This is a genomic window from Bradyrhizobium sp. Arg816 (assembly GCF_029989365.1).
GTDB lineage: Bacteria > Pseudomonadota > Alphaproteobacteria > Rhizobiales > Xanthobacteraceae > Bradyrhizobium.
In genome coordinates this window covers 565,758-585,962 of record NZ_JAPRAQ010000002.1, presented here as the reverse complement: position 1 = coordinate 585,962, position 20,205 = coordinate 565,758, and the positions used below count along the sequence as shown (strand labels likewise).

At 64.0% G+C, this 20,205-nt stretch carries 20 protein-coding genes; 11 read left to right on the top strand and 9 right to left on the bottom strand.

The annotated features are described in order from the left end of the window. Positions 1-17 precede the first annotated feature (17 nt). The 4 genes from OWC48_RS07865 to parE form a co-directional block, all read right to left on the bottom strand. Positions 18-203 (bottom strand): hypothetical protein, encoded by a 186-nt coding sequence (locus tag OWC48_RS07865; RefSeq protein WP_248883202.1) that lies wholly within the window; start codon positions 201-203, stop codon positions 18-20. A 302-nt stretch (positions 204-505) separates the two neighbouring features. Further along, positions 506-1,330 carry an outer membrane protein gene (locus OWC48_RS07860; RefSeq protein WP_282519449.1) on the bottom strand — a complete coding sequence of 275 codons (825 nt, stop codon included), beginning with the start codon at positions 1,328-1,330 and terminating at the stop codon, positions 506-508. A gap of 289 nt (positions 1,331-1,619) precedes the next feature. Beyond that, positions 1,620-2,402 carry an outer membrane protein gene (locus OWC48_RS07855; RefSeq protein WP_282519448.1) on the bottom strand — a complete coding sequence of 261 codons (783 nt, stop codon included), beginning with the start codon at positions 2,400-2,402 and terminating at the stop codon, positions 1,620-1,622. Positions 2,403-2,828: 426 nt separating this feature from the next. Then, positions 2,829-4,874 (bottom strand): DNA topoisomerase IV subunit B, encoded by a 2,046-nt coding sequence (gene parE / locus OWC48_RS07850; RefSeq protein ID WP_282519447.1) that lies wholly within the window; start codon positions 4,872-4,874, stop codon positions 2,829-2,831. Positions 4,875-5,145: 271 nt separating this feature from the next. Between parE and OWC48_RS07845 the strand changes: the two genes are divergently transcribed. Then, the gene (locus tag OWC48_RS07845; RefSeq protein ID WP_282519446.1) at positions 5,146-5,676 is read left to right on the top strand and encodes a DedA family protein; all 531 of its coding nucleotides are present in this window, start codon (positions 5,146-5,148) and stop codon (positions 5,674-5,676) included. Positions 5,677-5,716: 40 nt separating this feature from the next. Here the strand turns inward: OWC48_RS07845 and OWC48_RS07840 are convergent, their stop codons facing one another. Next, a complete protein-coding gene (locus OWC48_RS07840; protein WP_282519445.1) occupies positions 5,717-6,718 on the bottom strand; it encodes an MBL fold metallo-hydrolase in 1,002 nt (333 codons plus the stop codon). 389 nt (positions 6,719-7,107) lie between these two features. On the opposite strand from OWC48_RS07840, the gene OWC48_RS07835 reads away from it, so the two are divergent. The 4 genes from OWC48_RS07835 (at position 7,108) to OWC48_RS07820 (ending at position 10,504) form a co-directional block, all read left to right on the top strand. Further along, on the top strand, positions 7,108-7,776 hold the full coding sequence (locus tag OWC48_RS07835; protein ID WP_282519444.1) for an FMN-binding negative transcriptional regulator: 669 nt from the start codon (positions 7,108-7,110) through the stop codon (positions 7,774-7,776). Further along, positions 7,773-8,759, top strand: a complete 987-nt coding sequence (argC, locus tag OWC48_RS07830; protein WP_282519443.1) for an N-acetyl-gamma-glutamyl-phosphate reductase — start codon at positions 7,773-7,775, stop codon at positions 8,757-8,759. The genes OWC48_RS07835 and argC (OWC48_RS07830) overlap by 4 nt, the downstream gene beginning before the upstream one ends. 96 nt (positions 8,760-8,855) lie before the next feature. After that, complete coding sequence (gene argC, locus OWC48_RS07825; RefSeq protein WP_063983503.1) at positions 8,856-9,902, top strand: N-acetyl-gamma-glutamyl-phosphate reductase; 1,047 nt, start codon at positions 8,856-8,858, stop codon at positions 9,900-9,902. A gap of 14 nt (positions 9,903-9,916) precedes the next feature. Further along, positions 9,917-10,504, top strand: a complete 588-nt coding sequence (locus OWC48_RS07820; protein WP_282519442.1) for a class I SAM-dependent methyltransferase — start codon at positions 9,917-9,919, stop codon at positions 10,502-10,504. A gap of 19 nt (positions 10,505-10,523) precedes the next feature. Here OWC48_RS07820 and OWC48_RS07815 read toward each other — a convergent pair whose 3' ends face one another. Together OWC48_RS07815 and OWC48_RS07810 are read right to left on the bottom strand one after the other, a co-directional pair. Continuing rightward, a complete protein-coding gene (locus OWC48_RS07815) occupies positions 10,524-10,922 on the bottom strand; it encodes an MAPEG family protein (protein ID WP_071914281.1) in 399 nt (132 codons plus the stop codon). 82 nt (positions 10,923-11,004) lie between these two features. Further along, the gene (locus tag OWC48_RS07810; protein WP_282519441.1) at positions 11,005-12,810 is read right to left on the bottom strand and encodes an alpha/beta hydrolase; all 1,806 of its coding nucleotides are present in this window, start codon (positions 12,808-12,810) and stop codon (positions 11,005-11,007) included. Positions 12,811-13,063: 253 nt separating this feature from the next. Here OWC48_RS07810 and OWC48_RS07805 point away from each other — a divergent pair, with 253 nt between their 5' ends. The 6 genes from OWC48_RS07805 to OWC48_RS07780 all read left to right on the top strand — a co-directional run bounded on the left by OWC48_RS07805 (position 13,064) and on the right by OWC48_RS07780 (position 19,106). Beyond that, positions 13,064-13,339, top strand: a complete 276-nt coding sequence (locus OWC48_RS07805; protein ID WP_135213523.1) for a hypothetical protein — start codon at positions 13,064-13,066, stop codon at positions 13,337-13,339. Positions 13,340-13,548: 209 nt separating this feature from the next. Further along, complete coding sequence (locus tag OWC48_RS07800) at positions 13,549-14,769, top strand: LL-diaminopimelate aminotransferase (protein ID WP_282519440.1); 1,221 nt, start codon at positions 13,549-13,551, stop codon at positions 14,767-14,769. A gap of 30 nt (positions 14,770-14,799) precedes the next feature. Beyond that, positions 14,800-16,116 (top strand): homoserine dehydrogenase, encoded by a 1,317-nt coding sequence (locus OWC48_RS07795; RefSeq protein WP_282519439.1) that lies wholly within the window; start codon positions 14,800-14,802, stop codon positions 16,114-16,116. Positions 16,117-16,255: 139 nt separating this feature from the next. Then, positions 16,256-17,257, top strand: coding sequence for a class II fructose-bisphosphatase (glpX, locus tag OWC48_RS07790; protein WP_282519438.1), 1,002 nt, complete (start codon positions 16,256-16,258; stop codon positions 17,255-17,257). Positions 17,258-17,417: 160 nt separating this feature from the next. Continuing rightward, the gene (locus OWC48_RS07785; protein ID WP_282519437.1) at positions 17,418-18,137 is read left to right on the top strand and encodes a haloacid dehalogenase type II; all 720 of its coding nucleotides are present in this window, start codon (positions 17,418-17,420) and stop codon (positions 18,135-18,137) included. Positions 18,138-18,212: 75 nt separating this feature from the next. Then, positions 18,213-19,106, top strand: coding sequence for a LysR family transcriptional regulator (locus tag OWC48_RS07780; protein WP_282519592.1), 894 nt, complete (start codon positions 18,213-18,215; stop codon positions 19,104-19,106). A gap of 8 nt (positions 19,107-19,114) precedes the next feature. Here the strand turns inward: OWC48_RS07780 and OWC48_RS07775 are convergent, their stop codons facing one another. Both OWC48_RS07775 and OWC48_RS07770 read right to left on the bottom strand, forming a co-directional pair. Next, positions 19,115-19,273, bottom strand: a complete 159-nt coding sequence (locus tag OWC48_RS07775; RefSeq protein ID WP_282519436.1) for a hypothetical protein — start codon at positions 19,271-19,273, stop codon at positions 19,115-19,117. 240 nt (positions 19,274-19,513) lie between these two features. Then, positions 19,514-20,200: an alpha/beta fold hydrolase gene (locus OWC48_RS07770; RefSeq protein WP_282519435.1), complete on the bottom strand. Its 687-nt coding sequence runs from the start codon at positions 20,198-20,200 to the stop codon at positions 19,514-19,516. Between the last annotated feature and the right edge of the window lie 5 nt (positions 20,201-20,205).

The following is a 20,205-nucleotide window of genomic DNA, read 5'->3' as shown; positions in this document are numbered from 1 at the left end:
GTATTCCCTGGTTTCTTCTATTGGTTGCTCTGCCAGATCAGGACCAGTCCGAAGCCGGCCATGGCTACGCCGTAGCCGGCCCATTGCAACTGGTTGACCATGAAGCTCGACCGCGGCCAGGCGACGGTGCCCGTTCCCTGTCCGATCCAGAGCAGCCCGACGGCGAGGGCAAACAGGCCTGCGATCAGCAGAAATCTGCGCATGCATTCCTCCCCGTTGGTTTGCTTCTGTCGTGGCCCACGGCATCAACGATCGCCGCTTGTCACGAAAACTTCCCGCCAGACTAGCCGTAGCTTCGGTTTGGATACAATGGCTGCGGATGCAGGGTCGCTGGGAGGATCCATGTCCGTGCGGAAGATGATCCTGGGCGGGGATCGAGAACCGGCTTGAAGAGCGTACCGATCCCTGAAGGCGAGCGTGAGCCGCCGACAGTCCGGCAACGAAAAAGCCCCGGACGATGCCGGGGCCTTGACGTCTCTGGACTTGTCTCAGGAGTTGGGTCGCTTCAGTTGAAGCGGTAGACCAGCGACGTGCTGATGGTCTGGACCCAGGGCTTGAAGGTAATTGCGGTGCCCGTCAAACCCACCGCCGGCGCGCCGAAGTTATTGCCCGGAGCAAACGTCGTGGGCCGGGAAATGCGGTCATAGTAAGCCGAACGGTATTCGGTTTTCATGAACCAGCCGGGCGCAGCAATTCCGAAAATGTCGAGGTTGTTCTCGACGCCACCGCCAACGAAAAAGCCATTGCGGTGGAAGGAGCCAGTGGTCGTCTGCGTCGCGGTACTGGCGCCCGGTCCCACACCCAGAAACGTCTGAGACGTGCCGGACCATTCCGAACCCGAGTAACCGGCGTTGACGTAGGACAGGACATTGGGCGCAACGAGATAGCCTAACCGTGCGCCGGCCGCGTAGCTGGTGCGAAGCTTTTCGCGGCCTTCGGTTTGCCAGAAGGCGGGGTCGCTCAGCGAGCCACTGATGTCACCGAACTGTCCGTCAGCAAACACGCCGGCCACCCAGCGGCCGTTGAATTGCCAATCGTAACCGGCGCCGACGGTTCCAAACCAACCGCTGCCACCCAGGCGCGTATCGCGGGTCAGAGCGGTGCCGGCAGGCCCGAAGGCACCGAACCCTCCAGCAACACCGGTGCTCTGGATGTTGCTGTCAGCGGACCACAGACCGCCGCCGCCACCGCCGAAGATGTAGAAGCCGGTCCAGCTATGGACGGGCGCGGGCGCCTGAGCCTTCACATAGGGGCGGGCCCCAAGGTCGGCCGCCGAGGCCGAACCGGTCATCGCCGCCATTGCCGTCAGCGCGAGCAAAAACTTCTTCATGATAAAACCCCCAACCTTGGTCTGTTCGGCGCGAGCGCGCTGAACTTCGAGTCATCGGATGACCAAGCTATAGGCGGTTCCAGCCAAAAAGCTGTTGCCGGTCAGGTACATATGAACTGGGAACGCAGAGCTTCAGACGACGCCTCCGGACTGGCACGACCCGCTGGGGCGCGGCGCACCGCCGCTCTCGACGTATCGAGCCTTGAGCTCCGCAAAAACAGGAAGCCGCAAACGAAAAAGCCCCGGACAATGCCGGGGCTTTGACGTCTGAATTTTAGTTCAGATCAGATCAGTACTTCGCGACGACCGGACCGGTCCAGTTGAAGCGGTAGACCAGCGAGGTCGAGATCGTCTGGTTCCAGCTGTTGGCGCGGATGTCGCGGCCAACCAGCGCGTTGCTGACGTCGAACAGTTCGTTCGAGGTCTTGGCGTTGTAGAAGGCCGAACGATACTCGGTCTTCATGAACCAGCCGGGCGAAGAGATGCCGAAGAAGTTCAGGCTGTTCTCGACGCCGCCACCAACGAACCAGCCGTTGCGGTTGTAGCTGTTGAGGTGGATACCGGCGGGCACGCCGGCCAGCGTCAGGAAGTTGGTCTGACCGAAGTGAGCGCCGGAGTAGCCGCCGTTGACGTAGGTGAGAACGTTCGGAGCAACCAGCCAGCCGAGGCGCACACCGGCGGCCCAGGAGTCTTCCAGCTTCTGGTTGCCGGTGATGCCAGCAATCGGATCCTGGATGGTGGCGCGGATGCTGCCGAACTGACCGTCAGCGAACACGCCGGCGACCCAGGTGCTGTTGAACTGCCAGTCGTAGCCGAGACCGACGGTGCCGAACCAGCCCGAACCGCCCTGACGCTGATCGATCGTCAGCGGAACCGCACCGACAGTGGTCTGGACGCGCTGGTCAGCGTTCGAGAGGCCGCCACCGCCACCGCCGAAGATGTAGAAGCCGGTCCAGTTGGCGACGGGCGCAGCAAGCGGGGCCTTCACGTAGGGACGGGCAGCCAGATCGGCCGCCGACGCCGAACCGGTCATCGCGGCAACCGCGGTCAGTGCGAGCAAAATCTTCTTCATGTTAAAATCCCCAACCTTTGGTCTGTCCGGCAGGCGCGAGCGCACTGAAGTCCGATTGATCTGATGCCCGGACTATAGCCGCTTTCCGCCGAAATGCTGTTGCCTGACAGGCACAGTCGCCGGGAAACGCCGCTCGGCAGGGATTCCGGGCGTGATCGCCGAAATCAAAAATAACTATATCATTACAATATGTTGCGCCATTTTCAGAAGATCGAATTCAGGTAACTTCTCGTTAGCAAATCCGGCTCTGTCCGAAACGGTAACAATCCTGCCTCAGCCTTGGCGTTGGTGAGTCGTTGGCCGAGTCGTTCCGCCTCAAGATGAGTCGGGCAGCGGACGCGGCCTAGTCGGGCGCCTCCGCGAGCAGCCGCAACCAAAAAGCCCCGGCCGTGGCCGGGGCTTTTTGCGTGACGTCAGAAGACTGCCTCAGACGTCCAGCAGCTCCTCGCTCGCAAACTCCGCCTTGTCCGAGATGAACGCGAAGCGCGCCTCGGCCTTGGTGCCCATCAGGCGCTCCACTGAATCCGCCGTGGTGTCGCGGTCGTCGGCGAGCAGGACCACCTTGAGCAGCGTCCGCTTGCGCGGATCCATGGTGGTTTCCTTGAGTTGCGCCGGCATCATCTCGCCGAGGCCTTTGAAGCGGTTCACTTCGACCTTGGCGTTGGCGTTGAACTCGCTCTTGAGCAGCGTCTCCTTGTGCTTGTCGTCGCGCGCGTAGACGGACTTCGAGCCATGGGTCAGCTTGTACAGCGGCGGCACCGCGAGGAAGAGGTGGCCCTCGTCGATCAGCCGCGGCATCTGCCGGTAGAAGAAGGTGATCAGGAGCGAGGCGATGTGGGCGCCGTCGACGTCGGCGTCGGTCATGATGATGATGCGCTGATAGCGCAGATCCTCTTCGCGATATTGCAAAAGCTGGCCGCAGCCGATCGCCTGCACGAGGTCGGAGAGCTGTGCGTTCGCCGTCAGCTTGTCCTTGCCGGCCGAGGCGACGTTGAGGATCTTGCCGCGTAGCGGCAGCACCGCTTGCGTCTTGCGATCACGGGCCTGCTTGGCGCTGCCGCCGGCCGAGTCACCCTCGACGATGAAGAGCTCGGAGCCCTCGGTGCCGGCATCGGTGCAATCGGCGAGCTTGCCGGGCAGGCGCAGCTTCTTGCCGGCGGTCTTGCGTGCCGTTTCCTTTTCCTGGCGACGCCGCAGCCGCTCCTCGGCGCGGTCGATCACGAAGTCGAGCAGCCGGTTGGCCATGTTCGGATTGCCCGACAGCCAGTGGTCGAACGGATCCTTCATCGCCTGTTCGACGATGCGCTGCGCTTCAGCGGTGGCGAGACGATCCTTGGTCTGGCCCTGGAATTCAGGCTCGCGCACGAACACCGACAGCATCACGGCCGCGCCCACCATCACGTCTTCCGACGTAATGGATGACGCGCGCTTGCCCTGACCGACGCGCTCGGCGTGATCCTTCAGGCCGCGCAGCAGCGCGCTGCGCAGGCCGGATTCGTGCGTGCCGCCATCGGGCGTCGGCACGGTGTTGGTGTAGGACGACAGGAAGCCGTCGGCATCCGCGGTCCAGGCGACAGCCCATTCGCAGGCGCCATGCGCGCCGTTGCGGCCCGATTTGCCCGAGAAGATGTCGGGATGCACCAGCGTGTCGGCGTGGATCGCAGCGGCGAGGTAATCCTTGAGGCCGCCGGGGAAGTGGAACGTCGCTTCCGCCGGCACGTCCTCGACGCCCTTCAAGAGCTCGGGTGCGCAGTTCCAGCGGATCTCGACGCCGCCGAACAGATAGGCCTTCGAGCGCGTCATCTTGAACAGGCGCTGCGGCTTGAACGCGGCCTTGGCGCCGAAGATGTCGGTGTCGGGCTTGAAGCGCACGCGCGTGCCGCGGCGGTTGTTGATCTTGCCGAGATCCTCGAGCTTGCCCTTCGGGTGCCCGCGCTCGAACGTCATGCGGTAGAGTTTCTGGCTGCGCGCGACCTCGACCTCGAGCAGCGAGGAGAGGGCGTTCACCACGGAGATGCCGACACCGTGCAGACCGCCGGACGTCTCGTAGACCTTGCTGTCGAACTTGCCGCCCGAATGCAGCGTGCACATGATGACTTCGAGCGCCGACTTCTTCGGAAACTTCGGATGCGGATCGATCGGGATGCCGCGGCCGTTGTCGGTGACGGTCAGGAACCCATCGGCGCTGAGCTCGACTCCGATGAAGGTCGCGTGCCCGGCCAGCGCCTCGTCCATCGAGTTGTCGATGACTTCGGCGAAGAGGTGATGCAGCGCCTTCTCATCGGTGCCGCCGATATACATGCCGGGCCGGCGGCGCACCGGTTCCAGGCCTTCGAGCACCTCGATATCGGCCGCAGTGTAGTCGGCTTCGCCGCCGGTCCCGCGCGAAGGCGCCTTGGCAGGCGCGCGCGACTTCGGCTCATCGCCGCCGAAAAAATCGTCTTTTGCTTTTGGCTTCAACTGCTTGGACATATATCTTGATACACTTTGAGGGCCGCGCTGGCGGCGAATCGGTTAGGCCGACTATGCCACGGCTGGCCTGCAAAGGTCATCGCAGGTCCGCCGGGCGGGTGTGGGTGGGAGCCAATCCCGGCGATTTTACGCCGCAGGCCCACCAATTCCCGGCAATTTGACACCTGGGCCCGGCTCAGGCCCGGCTTTGTGACTTGATGTCACACAAGTCCTTGGCTTACCAGTCCTTTTATCTGACAGGACCGTGACGGGGCGGGGAAGGCAATCTGGAATGGAGCAGTACGCGCACGCACTGGCCGATTTCGTGCGTGCTCACCAGGCCTGGGCGGCTCCGATCGTGTTCCTGCTCGCCTTCGGGGAGTCGCTGGCCTTCATCTCGCTGCTGATCCCGGCTTGGGGGGCGCTGGTTGCGATCGGCGCGCTGATCGGAGCGAGCGGCATCAGCTTCTATCCGGTCTGGATCGCCGGCGGCATCGGTGCTGCACTCGGCGACTGGGTCTCCTACTGGTTCGGCTATCGCTACAAGGAGCAGGTCGCGCAGATGTGGCCGCTCTCGCGCTACCCGGAACTGCTGCCCAGGGGCGAAGCCTTCGTGCGGAGCTGGGGCGTGCCCAGCATCTTCATCGGCCGCTTCTTTGGCCCCTTGCGCGCCTCGGTGCCGCTCGCAGCCGGCATTTTCGAGATGCCCTATTGGAGTTTTCAGGCCGCCAATTTCGTCTCGGCGCTGGTCTGGTCCGCGGCGCTGCTGCTGTTCGGCGACGTGATCGCGACGATCATGGAATGGATCTGGCGCCTGATCTGACCGGGCAGCTCGGTCGCCCGGTCAGCGCATATGGCAGAGCCTAAAGCGAAGCGTTCCAGATCGACGGAATCCAGCGATAGCCCGAACCATCCTTCTCCTTCTCGACGCGGACGAGACCGGGGAAGGCGGCATGGAAGGCCTGGATCGGCATCTTCTCGGCAATCGCCATGTCGTAGAGCCTCCGCCGCGTCTCTTGCGCCAGCGGCTTGTCGACGTCGGAGGCGATGTTCCATTCAGGGTGCTTCACGAACAGGAACGCTGCGCCGGCGGTGATGTCGACCTGCACAAGTACCTTTTCCGCGCCGGACGCAACGATGAAGGAGTTGTGTCCCGGCGTGTGGCCCGGGCTCGCCACCGAGGTGATTCCGGGCGCGACTTCCTTGCCGGACTCGTATTGCGTGACCTTGCGGCCGAGCGCATCGAACACGCGGCGGATGTTCTTGAAGTTGGCTTCGAGGATCGGATTGCCGGTCCCCTTGCTCATCTCGCCGTCATCCATCCAGAACTTCCATTCCACCGCCGGCACCATGATCTCGGCGTTGGGGAAGGCCGGCTTGTTCTCGGCCGCGAGCAGGCCGTTGATGTGGTCGCCGTGGAAGTGCGAGATGATGACGGTGTCGACTGCCGCGCGGTCGATGCTGGCCGCCGCAAGGTTATTGTGGAACTGGCCGACCTTGCCTTTGGTCTGTGTGAACTGGTCGGGCCCGAGACCGGTATCGATCAGCACGAGCTTCGGCCCGGTGTTGACGACGACCGGATTGAAGGTGTGGGTGACCTTGTCGGTCGGCAGATGGTTCTCGGCGAAGATCTTGCTGATGTCGTCCTTGCTGGCGCCGGCCGCGTAATTGTCCGTCAGGTTGACGGTGGCGACGCCGTCGCAGACCACCGTGATCTGGTGGGTGCCGACATTGTAGCGGTAGAAGCTCGCATTCTGGTTCGCGGCCGGCGGCGCGGCGGCGCTTGCGGGCGAGGTCTTCACGAAGGGCAGGAGCGCCGAGGCGGAGGCGCCGGCCAGCGTTGCGCGACGGGTGATCTCGGTCATAGCGATGTCCTGGGGCTGGGTTGCGAACGAAAGGCACGGACCGGCGGGGTTGTGGCGCGCCGGTCTTTGTCGGGAACCCCCATGCTTATGGGAAATTCCGCTGCGACCCGATGACACCAGTGCGGCATCGTGCCGTCACCCGTGCGGCAGCCGTCACGCCCCATCGATTTGGACTTGACCCTGGAACCCGCCGGCCTTATAGCCGCGCGCCATGATCAACGCCGCGACCATCCTGTTCGCCCGTCGCCGCCGCCGCTCTTTAGCGGTTTGGGCGGTCGATCGCGTTTGAGATCATCGTCTTTGCCGCTGGATCCGATCCGCGGCATTCTCTCTCCTGTCAGCGCGATCTGATCCGGCGGCCCCCCGAGGAGGCCCAGCAGGAGACCACGATGTACACGCCACCCTTTTTCAAGCAGGACCGCGCCGCGAGCCTGAAATTCGCCGAGGAGCGCGGCTTCGGCACGATGTGCGCCTTTGACGGCCACAAGCCGGTCGCCTCGCCGCTGCCGTTCTACCTGACTTACGCCGCTGACGGCACGCCGCAGGCCGCCTTTCATGTCGCCCGTCACAATCCGCTGCTAAAGCTGGCGGACGGCGCGACCTCCTGGCTGCTCGCGGTCAACGGCCCCGATGCCTATGTATCGCCCGACTGGTACGTCTCGCCGGATCAGGTGCCGACCTGGCTCTACCAGTCGGTGCATCTGAGCGGGCCGGTGCGCCTGTTGTCGGACGATCAGCTGGCGGTGCAGATCGACACGCTGAGCGACAAGTTCGAGAGCTGGCTGTTGCCGAAAGCGCCGTGGACATCGGCGAAGATGACGGCAGGCCGGCTGGAAGCGTTGAAGAAGGGAATCGTGGGGCTGGTCATGACGGTTGAAGAGGTCGAAGGCAGCTTCAAGCTCAACCAGCACAAATCGGACGCCGACTATACCGCGATCGCCAACGCGCTCGGTGCGCAACCCGCCGCCGACGCCAGGGAGATTGCACAGCTGATGCAGGACGTGAGGCCGGAGGCCTTCGCGAACGAAACCAACATGCTCGAAAGGAGCGCGCCATGAGCCTCACCGAAACCACCAAGGCCCCGACCACCGGCGCGGCCACGAAGCCCGCCACCGTCTTCGTCGACGGCGGCTCCGGCACCACCGGGCTCGGCATCAATGAGCGGCTGAAGCTCCAGAGCGACGTCACCGTGAAGACGATCGCCGACGACAAGCGCAAGGACCCCGCGGCCAAGAAGGCGCTGATGGAGGAGGTCGATCTCGTGATCCTCTGCCTGCCTGACGACGCCGCGAAGGAAACAGTGGCGCTGGTCGACAGCATGGGCACCGCAGGGCCGAAGGTGCTGGACGCTTCCACCGCGTACCGGGTCGCGCCCGACTGGGCCTACGGCTTTCCCGAGCTGACGCCGGACCAGGCCGGCAAGATCAAGGCCGCGAAGAAGGTCTCCAATCCCGGCTGCTATCCGACCGGTGCGATCGCGCTACTGCGGCCGATCGTCGATGCCGGTCTGTTGCCGCCCGATTATCCCGTCACCGTCAACGCGGTGAGCGGCTATTCCGGCGGCGGCAAGTCGATGATCGCGAGCTTCGAAGACGGCAGCGCGCCGTCCTTCGAGCTCTACGGCCTCGGCTTCGAGCACAAGCATTTGCCGGAGATGCAGCTCTATTCGAAACTGACGCGGCGGCCGATCTTCATTCCCTCGGTCGCGAACTACCGGCAGGGCATGCTGGTCTCGGTGCCGCTCCAGCTCGACGCGCTGCCCGGCAAGCCCAGCGGTGCGGACCTTCAGGCCGCGCTGGCTAAGCGTTACGCCGGCTCAAAATATGTCTCGGTGATGCCGCTCCAGAACGAGGCGACCAAGGGCGGCAAGCTCGAGCCGGAGGCGCTCAACGAGACCAACACGCTGGAGCTCCACGTCTTCGCCAGCGACAAATATCACCAGGCGGTACTGATCGCCCGGCTCGACAATCTCGGCAAGGGCGCGTCAGGCGCAGCCGTGCAGAACATGCGGCTGATGTTGGGCCTTGCCGACAATAGCTGATCGAACGTTGCTCGGGAGGCCAGCCCGGTGGACGAAGCGACGCTGCGACTTTCGACCCCGGCAAGACGATCAAATGACGCCTGAAAGGTACGCGTGATGAGCTCGAAGAAGATCGGCATTCTCGGCGCCTCCGGTTACACCGGGGCCGATGCGGTGCGCCTGTTGGCCCGGCATCCGAATGCCGAGATCGTCGCGCTCACCGCCAACACCCATGCCGGCAAGTCGATGGGCGACGTGTTTCCGCATTTTTTCATGCTGGACCTGCCGAAACTCGTGGAATGGGAAAAGGTCGACTGGAGCAAGCTCGATGCGGTGTTCTGCGGACTGCCGCACGGCACCACGCAGGAAATCATCGCCGCGGTCCTCAAGGCAAATCCCAAAATCAAGGTCCTCGACATGTCCGCCGATTTCAGGCTGCGGGACAAGAGCACCTATGCGCAATGGTACGGCCATGAGCACCGGGCGCTCGAACTGCAGGGCGAAGCGGTCTACGGTCTCACCGAATTCTATCGCGAGAAGATCACGTCGGCGCGGCTGGTCGCCTGTCCCGGCTGCTATCCCACGGCGGCGCTGCTCGCGCTGGTGCCGCTTGCGAAAGCCAAGCTGATCGACGTCGACGACATCGTCATCGACGCGAAATCGGGCGTCACCGGCGCCGGCCGCGGGCTGAAACAGAACACGTTGTTCAGCGAGGCGGGCGAGGGGCTGTCGCCCTATTCGGTCGGCACCCACCGGCACGCGCCCGAGATCGAGCAGGAGATCGGCGTCGCCGCCGGTTCCGCAGTGACGATCAACTTCACGCCGCATCTTATTCCGATGGCGCGCGGCGAACTCTGCACCTCCTACGTCAAGCTCAACGGCGCGACGCCGGACGATCTGCGAAGCGCGCTGGAGCAGGCTTATGCCAACGAGCCCTTCGTGCATGTCGCCAGGAAGGGCGTGCTGCCGCAGACCCAGAATGTGCGCGGCTCCAACTATGTGCAGATCGGCGTCGTCGCCGACCGCATCAAGAACCGGGCGATCGTGATTTCCACGCTCGACAATCTGGTGAAGGGTTCGGCCGGGCAAGCGATCCAGAACATGAACCTGATGTTCGGGCTGCCCGAGACGGCGGGGTTGGAGCAGATCGCGCTGTTTCCATGACACGAGGTACTGCGGTGGACGAAGCGACCTTGCAATTCTACCGGCAGAACCCCGAGGTCTATGCCGGCTGGGCGAAGGCCGTATCGACGCGGTTGCGGGGCTTTCTCGCCCTGCTGCCGCCGGGAGGCGCGATCCTCGAGCTCGGTTGCGGTGCCGGCAATCATTCCGCAGTGATGCTCGCCGAAGGTTTTTCAGTGCGTGCGACCGATGGCTCGCCCGAAATGGCCGAGATCGCCTCGCGCCGGCTTGGTCATCCCGTCGAGGCGATGCGGTTCGACCAGCTGGATGCGCACGAGGCCTATGACGGCGTCTGGGCGAGCGCCTGTCTGCTGCATGTGCCACGCGACGAACTCGCCGGCATCCTTGGAAAGATCCACCGTGCGCTCAAGCCATCAGGCGTGTTCTACGCCAGCTACAAGATGGGTGAGGACGATGGCCGCGACAGCCTCGGACGCTACTACAGCTACGTCTCGCGGGAGTGGCTCGAGATGACTTACGCCAGCGCAGGTTCGTGGATCACGCTGTCGTCGGACACCAACGTGATCCAGAGTTTCGACGAGACGCCAGCCAACATGCTGAACCTCGTCGTACGCAGGGCCTGATCCCTAAGAGACCCGATTTCTAGAGCACCTTGAAGATTGCCAGCGCAAGCACGGCCTGGGCGAGGAAGCCGACGGTGAAGGCGAGAGTCCGGAACACCGGGATTCCGAGCGCATAGACGATCAGATGCGCGACACGCGACCAGAAATAGACCGCGCAGGCGAGCACGGTCCATTTCGAGGAATAGTCGATCGCGTTCAGGATCAGCACCAGCGGCGCGAAGAGCACGAGGTTTTCGACGGCGTTGTCATGCGCGAACATCAGGCGGTTCGCCCACTCCGCCTGCGGCTTGTCGCCGCGCGAGGGATTGGCCAAGGCGCCACTGAGCCCCCGAACCTGGCAGCGGTTGATGGTGTAGGGAATCCAGAGGATCCCGGTCAGGATCACCGTCAGTGTCAGCCAGAACAATTCGCGCGTCATAACCCGGTCCCCTCTGTCGTCGCTGTGTTGAACGCGAGATTATACAAGCGCGCAGGATTGCGCCATGCGCAAAGAAATCCCGCTAGGCGCGAACCCTGACATAGCTGCCGGGCGCGTCCTCGATCGCGGGCAGGGCCTCGCTGCCGACTACGCGCGCCGGGACTTCCTCGGGATCGAGCCCGCCCAGCCATTCGCGCCAGTCCGGCCACCACGAGCCCTTGTGCTCCACCGCGCCCTTCATCCATTCGGCGACGTTGACGTCCTTGACGTTGTCGTTGGTCCAGTACTGGTACTTGTTCGAGGCGGGCGGGTTGACCACGCCGGCGATGTGGCCCGAGCCGGACAGGACGTATTTCACCGGGCCGCCGAAGAACTGCGAGCCGTACAGCACCGATTCGGCCGGCGCGATGTGGTCCTCGCGGGTGGCGAGGTTGTAGACCGGCACCTTGACCTTGGAGAGGTCGAGCAGCGTGTTGTCGAGCACCATGGTGCCGGTGGAGAGCCGGTTCTCCAGGTAGCAGTTGCGCAGGTAATAGGAATGGTTCGACGCGGTCATGCGCGTCGCATCCGAATTCCAGTGCAAGAGGTCGAACGCGCTCGGCTGCTGGCCCTTCAGATAGTTGCTGACGACATAGGACCAGATCAGATCGTTGGAGCGCAGCATGTTGAAGGCCATCGCCATCTTCGAGCCTTCGAGCACGCCGGCGGCCTTCATGTCCTGCTCGAGGGCTGCGATCTGCTCCTCGTCGACGAACACGAGGAGATCACCGGCATGGGTGAAGTCGACCTGCGCCGCGAAGAATGTCGCCGAGGCCACGCGCTGGCGGCGCTTCTCGGCGAGCCAGGCCAGCGTGGTCGCGAGCATGGTGCCGCCGACGCAATAGCCGGCGGTGTGCACCTTCAACTCGCCGGTGACCTTCTCGATCACGTCCATCGCCGTGAGCGGGCCTTCCTTCATGTAGTCTTCCCAGCTCTTGGTGCCGAGCCGCTTGTCGGGATTGACCCATGAGATCACGAACACGGTGATGCCCTGGTCGACGCACCACTTGATGTAGGATTTCTCCGGCTTGAGATCGAGGATGTAGAACTTGTTGATCCAGGGCGGCACGATCAGGAGCGGCGTGCGCAGCACGTTCTCCGTGGTCGGCGAATACTGGATGAGCTGCATCATCTCGTTCTGGTAGATCACCTTGCCCGGCGTCGTCGCCATGTTGACGCCGACGACGAGGTTGTCCGGATTGGACTGGCGGATCTTCAGCATGCCCTTGCCGGCCGCGATGTCCTCGGCCAGCATCTTCAGGCCGCGTGCGAGATTTTCGCCGCTGCTCGCCACCGTCTCGCGCAGCACTTCCGGATTGGTCAGCACGAAGTTCGACGGCGAGATCGCATTGGTGACCTGCTGGACGTAGAACTCCGCCTTGCGGCGGGTCTGCGGATCGAGCTCGGCGTCCTGCACCAGCTCTTGCGCCCATTTGGCTGTGAGCAGATAGAGCTGCATCACGAAATCGAAGAACTGGTTCGACTTCCATTCCGGATCGGCAAAGCGCTTGTCGCGCGGCGAGGGCGCGATCGCGGGTGAAGCGTCCTGGCCAGCCATGCGGCGTGCCGCCGAGCCCCAGAGGTCGAGATAATCCTTGGCGAGCTTGGTCTGCAGATCCGACGCGCGGGACGTATCCGCCAGCCAGTATTCGGCGACCGACGTGAAGGTCTTGACCACTTCCGTCAGCTCGGCCGGCGGGCGATCCTGCACCTCGCCGCTCTCGCGTGGCTTCAGATACGCGGCGAGCGCCTTGCCGCCGCTCTCCATCGCCCGCGCGACATTCATCGCGAAGGCTTCCGCATCGAACTTCGTTTCGGATTTGGTTGTGTCGGTCGTGGCGCTACTCATGAGCAGAACAGTAACGATTCATTCCGTATTCGTCACCGCGAAGCTCGCATGTTTGGCGTTAAACAAGCTCCAACATGTGCTGCACTGCGACAAAGCCCCTTGGTTTTGTCACAATCAGCGTGCACCTCTTCCACCGTGGGCCTTGGCAGTATTCTCGCTCGTACCATTTGTGGGCAGCAATGGTTTGAGCTTGGGCAGGTTGTCGGGTTAAGCTCCGGCAGCCTTGCGTTGGGATGAGTAGGGGATTTCCCAAGTGTTGGCGTTGAGGGACCTGCAAAAGTCGCTGCCGATCTGTGGCGCGCTGCTGATGGCGGCGCTTGCCTTGGGCGGCTGCTCGAGTCAGCTGGCTGACTATACGCCCACCGACGCGCAGGCCCATCCCAGGGAGCCCGGCTCCTACCTTCCGGTGCACGATCTGCCGCCGGATCGTGATCAGGCGATCATCCCGCCGGACCAGCGCGCCAAGATCGAAGCCGAGCTGGCCGCCGCGCGCGAGCGCCAATCGGTTGCCGCAAAAGACGCCAAGTAACGCGGCGTAATCGCTGGCGCCCCCGCCATGCCGTGCTAAAAGACCTCAGTTCAGCCGAGAGTCAGGGCGAACGACCTCAGCTCCTGCCGTCGAATATTGCTCTAAGCGTTTGATTTTGAGTGATTTTCGCGAGGGGGCGAGAGCTTTCCCGAGCGGCTGTCATGGCCGGTCGATTCTGTCCTGACCGGATGCCCGGAGCCCAGAGAGCCATGGAAGAGTTTTACCGCATCCGCCGCCTTCCGCCTTACGTGTTCGAGCAGGTCAACCGGGCCAAGGCGGCCGCGCGGAATGCCGGCGCCGACATCATCGACCTCGGCATGGGCAATCCGGACCTGCCGGCGCCGGCGCATGTGCTGGAGAAGCTGAAGGAGACGCTGGGCAAGCCGCGCACCGACCGCTACTCGGCCTCCCGCGGCATCCCCGGGCTGCGCCGGGCCCAGGCCGCTTATTACGCCCGCCGCTTCGGCGTGAAGCTCAACCCCGACACCCAGGTCGTCGCGACACTCGGTTCGAAGGAGGGCTTTGCCAATGTGGCGCAGGCGATCACCGCGCCCGGCGACGTCATCCTCTGTCCGAACCCGAGCTACCCGATTCACGCCTTCGGCTTCCTGATGGCGGGCGGCGTTATCCGCTCGGTGCCCTCGGAGCCGACGCCGCAATTCTTCGAGGCGGTGGAACGGGCGATCGTGCATTCGATCCCGAAGCCGCTCGCGCTCGTCGTCTGCTACCCCTCGAACCCGACCGCCTATGTCGCGAGCCTCGACTTCTACAAGGACCTCGTCGCGTTCGCGAAGAAGCACGAGATCCTGATCCTGTCCGATCTCGCCTATGCCGAAGTCTATTTCGACGAGAACAACCCGCCGCCCTCGGTGCTCCAGGTGCCTGGCGCGATCGACGTCACGGTCGAGTTCACCTCGATGTCGAAGACCTATTCGATGGCGGGCTGGCGCATGGGCTTTGCGGTCGGCAACGAGCGCGTGATCGCCGCGCTCGCCCGCGTCAAATCCTACCTCGACTACGGCGCCTTCACGCCGGTGCAGGTCGCGGCGACCGCCGCGCTGAACGGCCCCGACGATTGCATCAAGGAGATGCGCGACACCTACCGCAAGCGCCGCGACGCGCTTGTGGAATCATTCGGCCGTGCCGGCTGGGAGATCCCGCCGCCGGAAGCGTCCATGTTCGCATGGGTGCCGCTGCCGGAGGCCTTCCGCAGCGTCGGCAGCATGCAGTTCGCAACCCTGATGGTGGAGAAATCCGGCGTCGCGGTCTCGCCCGGCGTCGGCTTCGGCGAGCACGGTGAAGGATATGTCCGCATCGCCATGGTGGAAAACGAGCAACGGATCAGGCAGGCCGCGCGCGGCGTGCGCCGCTTCCTTGAAAGCGGCATCGAAACGTTGCACAACGTCGTTCCGCTCGCCAATCGGCGTTAAGTTTCTCTTCGGCAGGTTTTCTAAAGCATCATGGTTGCACCCCTGAAAGTGGGCATAGCGGGGCTCGGCACCGTGGGCGCCGAAGTTGTCCGTTTAATCGAGACCCAGGCCCGCGTGCTCGCGGGCCGCAGCGGCCGCGGCATTCGCGTCGTCGCCGTCACCGCGCGTTCGAAGGCGAAGAAGCGCGGCGTCGACCTGCGCGGCGTCGAATGGGCCAGGGACCCCATGGCACTGGCCACGCATCCCGGCATCGACTGCTTCGTCGAGCTGATGGGCGGCGCCGGTGATCCCGCTCTCTCTGCGGTCGAAGCGGCACTGAATGCGGGCAAGTCGGTCGTCACCGCCAACAAGGCGCTGCTCGCCAAGCACGGCCTGAAGCTTGCCAAGGCCGCCGAAAAGCACGGCGGCGCGCTGAATTTCGAGGCAGCGGTCGGCGCCGCGATCCCTGTCATCAAAACGTTACGCGAAGGGCTTGCCGGAACCGGGGTCACCCGCGTCTACGGCATCCTTAACGGCACCTGCAATTACATCCTGACGCGGATGGAGCAGGAGGGGCTGTCGTTCGCCGAATGCCTCAAGGATGCGCAGCGGCTCGGCTACGCCGAGGCCAATCCGTCCTTCGACGTCGATGGCCATGACACCGCGCAAAAACTTGCCATTCTCGCCAGCCTCGCTTTCGGCACGAAAGTTGCTCAAAGCGCGGTGTATGTCGAAGGTATCTCATCCATCGCGCCGGAAGATCTGCGCGCGGCCGACGATCTCGGTTACCGGCTCAAGCTGCTCGGTGTTGCGGTTCGCACCGCCAAGGGGATCGAGCAGCGCGTGCACCCGACCATGGTTCCAAAATCCTCCTCGATCGCGCAGGTGATGGGTGTCACCAATGCGGTCACGATCGATGGCGAGGGCATCCCTCCGATCACGCTGGTCGGCCCCGGCGCCGGCGGTGCTGCGACCGCATCCGCCGTCGTCGCCGACATCGCCGACGTTGCGCGCGGCATCCGCGCCAATCCGTTCGGCCGGCCGATCTCGCATCTGCGCGACACCAAGAAGGCGCCGATGGAGCGGCATGAGGGCGGCTACTATATCCGCCTGCTGGCGCGGGATTTCCCGGGCACTGCGGCCGCGATCGCGACCCGGCTCGCGGAGCAGAAGATTTCGATCGAGTCGATCGTGCAGCGTCATCCCAATGGCGGCGCTGCGCCGGCGAACGGCAAGGCGGTGCCCGTGCCCGTCATCCTGATCACCTATGCGACGCATGAGGACGCCGTGCGCCGCGCGCTCTCCGCCGTGCAGAAGGACAAGGTGATCAGCGGACGGCCGCAGGTGATCCGGATCGAGAAGAACTGAGCATGCCCCGGAAAAATGTGAAGCGGTTTTCCGGAAAGGTCATGCTCAAACAATAAGACGCGGTTCGAACGAACTGTGGGTGTTACGAGTTGATGCGGACGGAGATTTCCGTCCAAAACTGTTCCGAAGGAGTTAGCCGATGTCGACCCATATTTCAGTCCCGCCGCACGCGTTGCTCGAGCGCATTCTCACGCTGGAGATCGTGCGGGTGACGGAGCGGGCGGCGGTGTCTTCGGCGCGGCTGCGCGGGCACGGCAACGAAAAGGCGGCCGACCAGGCCGCCGTGGACGCCATGCGGCGCGAGCTCAACAAGCTGCCGATCGAGGGCACCATCGTGATCGGAGAGGGCGAGCGCGACGAAGCGCCGATGCTGTTCATCGGCGAGAAGGTCGGCATGAACGCCGGCCCGCAGGTCGACATCGCGGTCGACCCGCTCGAAGGCACCACGCTGTGCGCCAAGAACATGCCGGGCTCGATTGCCACCATGGCGATGGCCGACGGCGGCACGCTGCTGCACGCGCCCGACGTCTACATGCAGAAGCTTGCGATCGGGCCGGGCTACGACAAGGGCGTCGTCGATCTCGATGCGACGCCGGCTGACAACGTCCGCCGCCTCGCCAAGGCCAAGGGCGTCCAGCCGGATGGCATCACCGTTCTCGTGCTCGACCGTCCGCGCCATGCCAGCATCATCGAGAGCGTGCGCTCGACCGGCGCCGCCGTCCGCCTCATCACCGACGGCGACGTTGCCGGCGTGATCCACTGTGCCGACCCTGACAACACCGGCGTCGACATGTATCTCGGCACCGGCGGCGCGCCGGAAGGCGTGCTCGCGGCCGTGGCGCTGCGCTGCATCGGTGGCCAGATGCAGTGCCGCCTGATCCTGGATTCCGACGAGAAGCGCGAGCGCGCCGCCAAGATGGGCGTCAACGATCCCAAGATGATCTACGGCATCGAGGACATGGCGCGCGGCGACTGCCTTTTCGCCGCCACCGGCGTCACCACCGGCTCGCTGCTGTCGGGCGTCAAGTTCCGCAAGGACGGCGTGATCGAGACCGAGACGGTCGTGATGCGCTCCGTCACCGGCACCGTGCGCTACATCAAGGCCGAGCATCGTGAGTTGGCGAAGTTCCATCTGGACTGACGCCCTCCGTCATTCCGGGGCTCGGGAAGCGAGAACCCGGAATCTTGCGCAACAACTTCTGGATTCCGGGCTCGATGTGGAGCTGTCATCGGGCTGGCCGAAGGCCGGCCCCGGTGCCATCGCCCCGGAATGACAACAAGAACAATCAGGGGAAGCGCCCATGTCCGATCTCTCCGCCGTCAAAGCCCTCGTGTTCGACGTGTTCGGCACCGTAGTCGACTGGCGCACCAGCCTGATCACCGACTTCATGTGGTGGGCGAAGGGCCGCGGGATCAGCGCCGACTGGACCGCTCTGGTCGACGGCTGGCGCGGCATGTACATGGCCTCGATGGACGACGTGCGCAAACATCCCGAGCGCGGCTATGTCATGCTCGACGATCTGCACCGCCGCTCGCTGGAAAAGCTGGTCGCGCAATTCTCGATCAAGGGCCTCACCGACGCCGATCTCGACTATCTCACCAAGGGCTGGCACCGCCTCAATCCCTGGCCCGACAGCGTCGCCGGCCTGACCCGCCTCAAGACCAAATTCGTGATCTCGCCGCTGTCGAACGGCAACGTCGCGCTGCTCACCAACATGGCGAAATTCGCAGGCCTGCCGTGGGACCTCATCATGTCGGCCGAGCTGTTCGAGCACTACAAGCCCGATCCCGAGACCTATCTCGGCGCCGCGCGCCTGCTCGGCCTCAAGCCGGAGCAGGTGATGATGGTCGCCGCCCACAACGGCGATCTCGCCGCCGCCCAGAAGAACGGGCTGAAGACCGCGTTCGTGGCGCGGCCGACCGAATACGGTCCGCTCCAGAAGGTCGATTTCGAGGCGACCGGCAATTGGGACATCGTCGCCAAGGATTTTGGCGGGGTCGCCGACAGGCTCGGGTGCTGAGCGGCACTCCTTCAATTTGACATCCTTCAAGACAGCGCCTTTCATATCGACAATGTCGATGTGTGAGGTGCGCCCCTGGATACCGAGCTCGCGCGTACATTCCTGACCGTGGTCGCGACCGGCAATTTCATCACGGCCGCCGAGCGCCTTCACGTCAGCCAGTCCACCGTCAGCACGCGGATCCACAGCCTCGAAGAACTGCTCGGTTGCACGCTGTTCGTACGCAACAAGGCCGGTGCCGCGCTGACGGCGGCCGGGCGACAGTTCCAGCGCCACGCTTCGACGCTTGTTCGCACCGTCGAGCAGGCCCGCCACGACGTCGGCGTCCCCAAGGGATTTAGCGGGGCGCTGGTGGTCGGAGGCCGCATCGGCCTGTGGGAGGAGTTCCTGCTGCTTTGGGTACCGCGCATGCAGGAGGCCAATCCGCAAATCTCCATCCGCGCCGAGAGCGCGCTCGAGCCGGAATTGATGCAGGGGCTGGTCGAGGGCCGCATCGACATCGGCGTGATGTACACCCCGCAAAGCCGCCCCGGCCTCAAGGTCGAGTTGCTGATCGAGGAGCAGCTCGTGCTGGTCTCGACCAATCCCAGGAGCGATCCGGAGCCGCAGGACGGCTACGTCTATGTCGACTGGGGGCCCGAATTCTACGCCCGGCACAGTGCCGTCTTTCCCAATTTCGCCGGGCCTGCGCTGACCGCCAACATCGGCTGGCTCGGGCTGCAGCACGTTCTCGCCAACGGCGGCTCCGGCTATTTTGCGCACCGGATCGTCGAGCCGCTGCTGAAGGCGCGGCGGCTGCACTTGGTGGTGGGAGCGCCGAAATTCTCGATGCCGGCCTATGTCGTCTATTCGGTCGACCAGCCCGACGACCACGTGCAGAGCGCGATAGCGATCATGCGCGATCTCGCGGTCGAACAGAGCCGGCGCGTGACGGAAACGCCGGCGCGCGGCGCCCGCAAGCGCCGCTGACGGCTGGTTTACGCCCCCGAGGGATTGTTGCTCGCCGCGGCCGCGGCCGCGATTTCGCCAGCGCGGTGCACCGGCGCGATTGCCGCCATCGTTTGTGCCAACCGATAGGTGACCCAGCGGAGCAGCAGGTGGAAGAATGACGCTTCGCCCTGTGATGTCGTAATCATGATCACTCCTGGTGTGCGTGAGGCGTCTGCAGGAAGCGGCCTTCGCGGGCAACCGGCGATGCCACGCTGCCCAAGCTACGCAGAAGAGTGATTTTGACAAACGAATAATATTGGCGGTTACAATCGAATTATTCGATATTAGGAAACGCAGAAATTGTATTGTGTATTTGGCCAATGGTCCGGTCGGCATGCGCCGCCCGGACCCGATTTGAAGAACGACATTGGCTTGGACGGCTAATGTCACTTCGCCGCGATCGCACTCGCTGCCTTACGGATCACGTCCAAAACCACATCCGGCTTCGACAGCATGGGGACGTGGGACGAAGGCACTTCGGTCACGGTGGCGTTCATGCGCTTCGAGACGAAGTGCTGCAGATCGGGGTGAACCGTCTGGTCCTTGCTGGCGAGGATGTACCAGCTCGGTTTCGCGTTCCACGCGGTGCCATCGGCCTTCTGGGTAAGGAGATCCGCAACCGGCGCCCCTTGCGTCGCGTAGACCAGCTTCTGCTCGGCCTCGGGCAGGTCGCCGGCAAAGTGCGTCAGGCCGCTTGGCTTGAGCCAGACACGGCCCGCCGGCGCGTCGATGTGGCCAAACACCTGCGTCGTCGGAAATTTTGCAATCTGGCTCTGCGAGGTTTCATCGGCATCGGGCGCGAGCGCTGCGATGTAGACCAGCGCGGCCACCCGCGGATCGGTGCCGGCGTGCGTGATGAGCGTGCCACCATAGGAATGGCCGACGAGGACCACGGGTCCGGGAACACGGCCAAAACACGCCGTCACGCAGGCGACATCTGTTGCGAGTGAATCGAGCCCGTGCTGGCTCGCCATGACCTCATGGCCTTCGGCTTGCAGCGTCGGGATCAGCTTGCCGAAGCACGATCCGTCGGCCCAAAGGCCGTGTGCGAAAACGATGCTGGGTTTGGTCATGATGG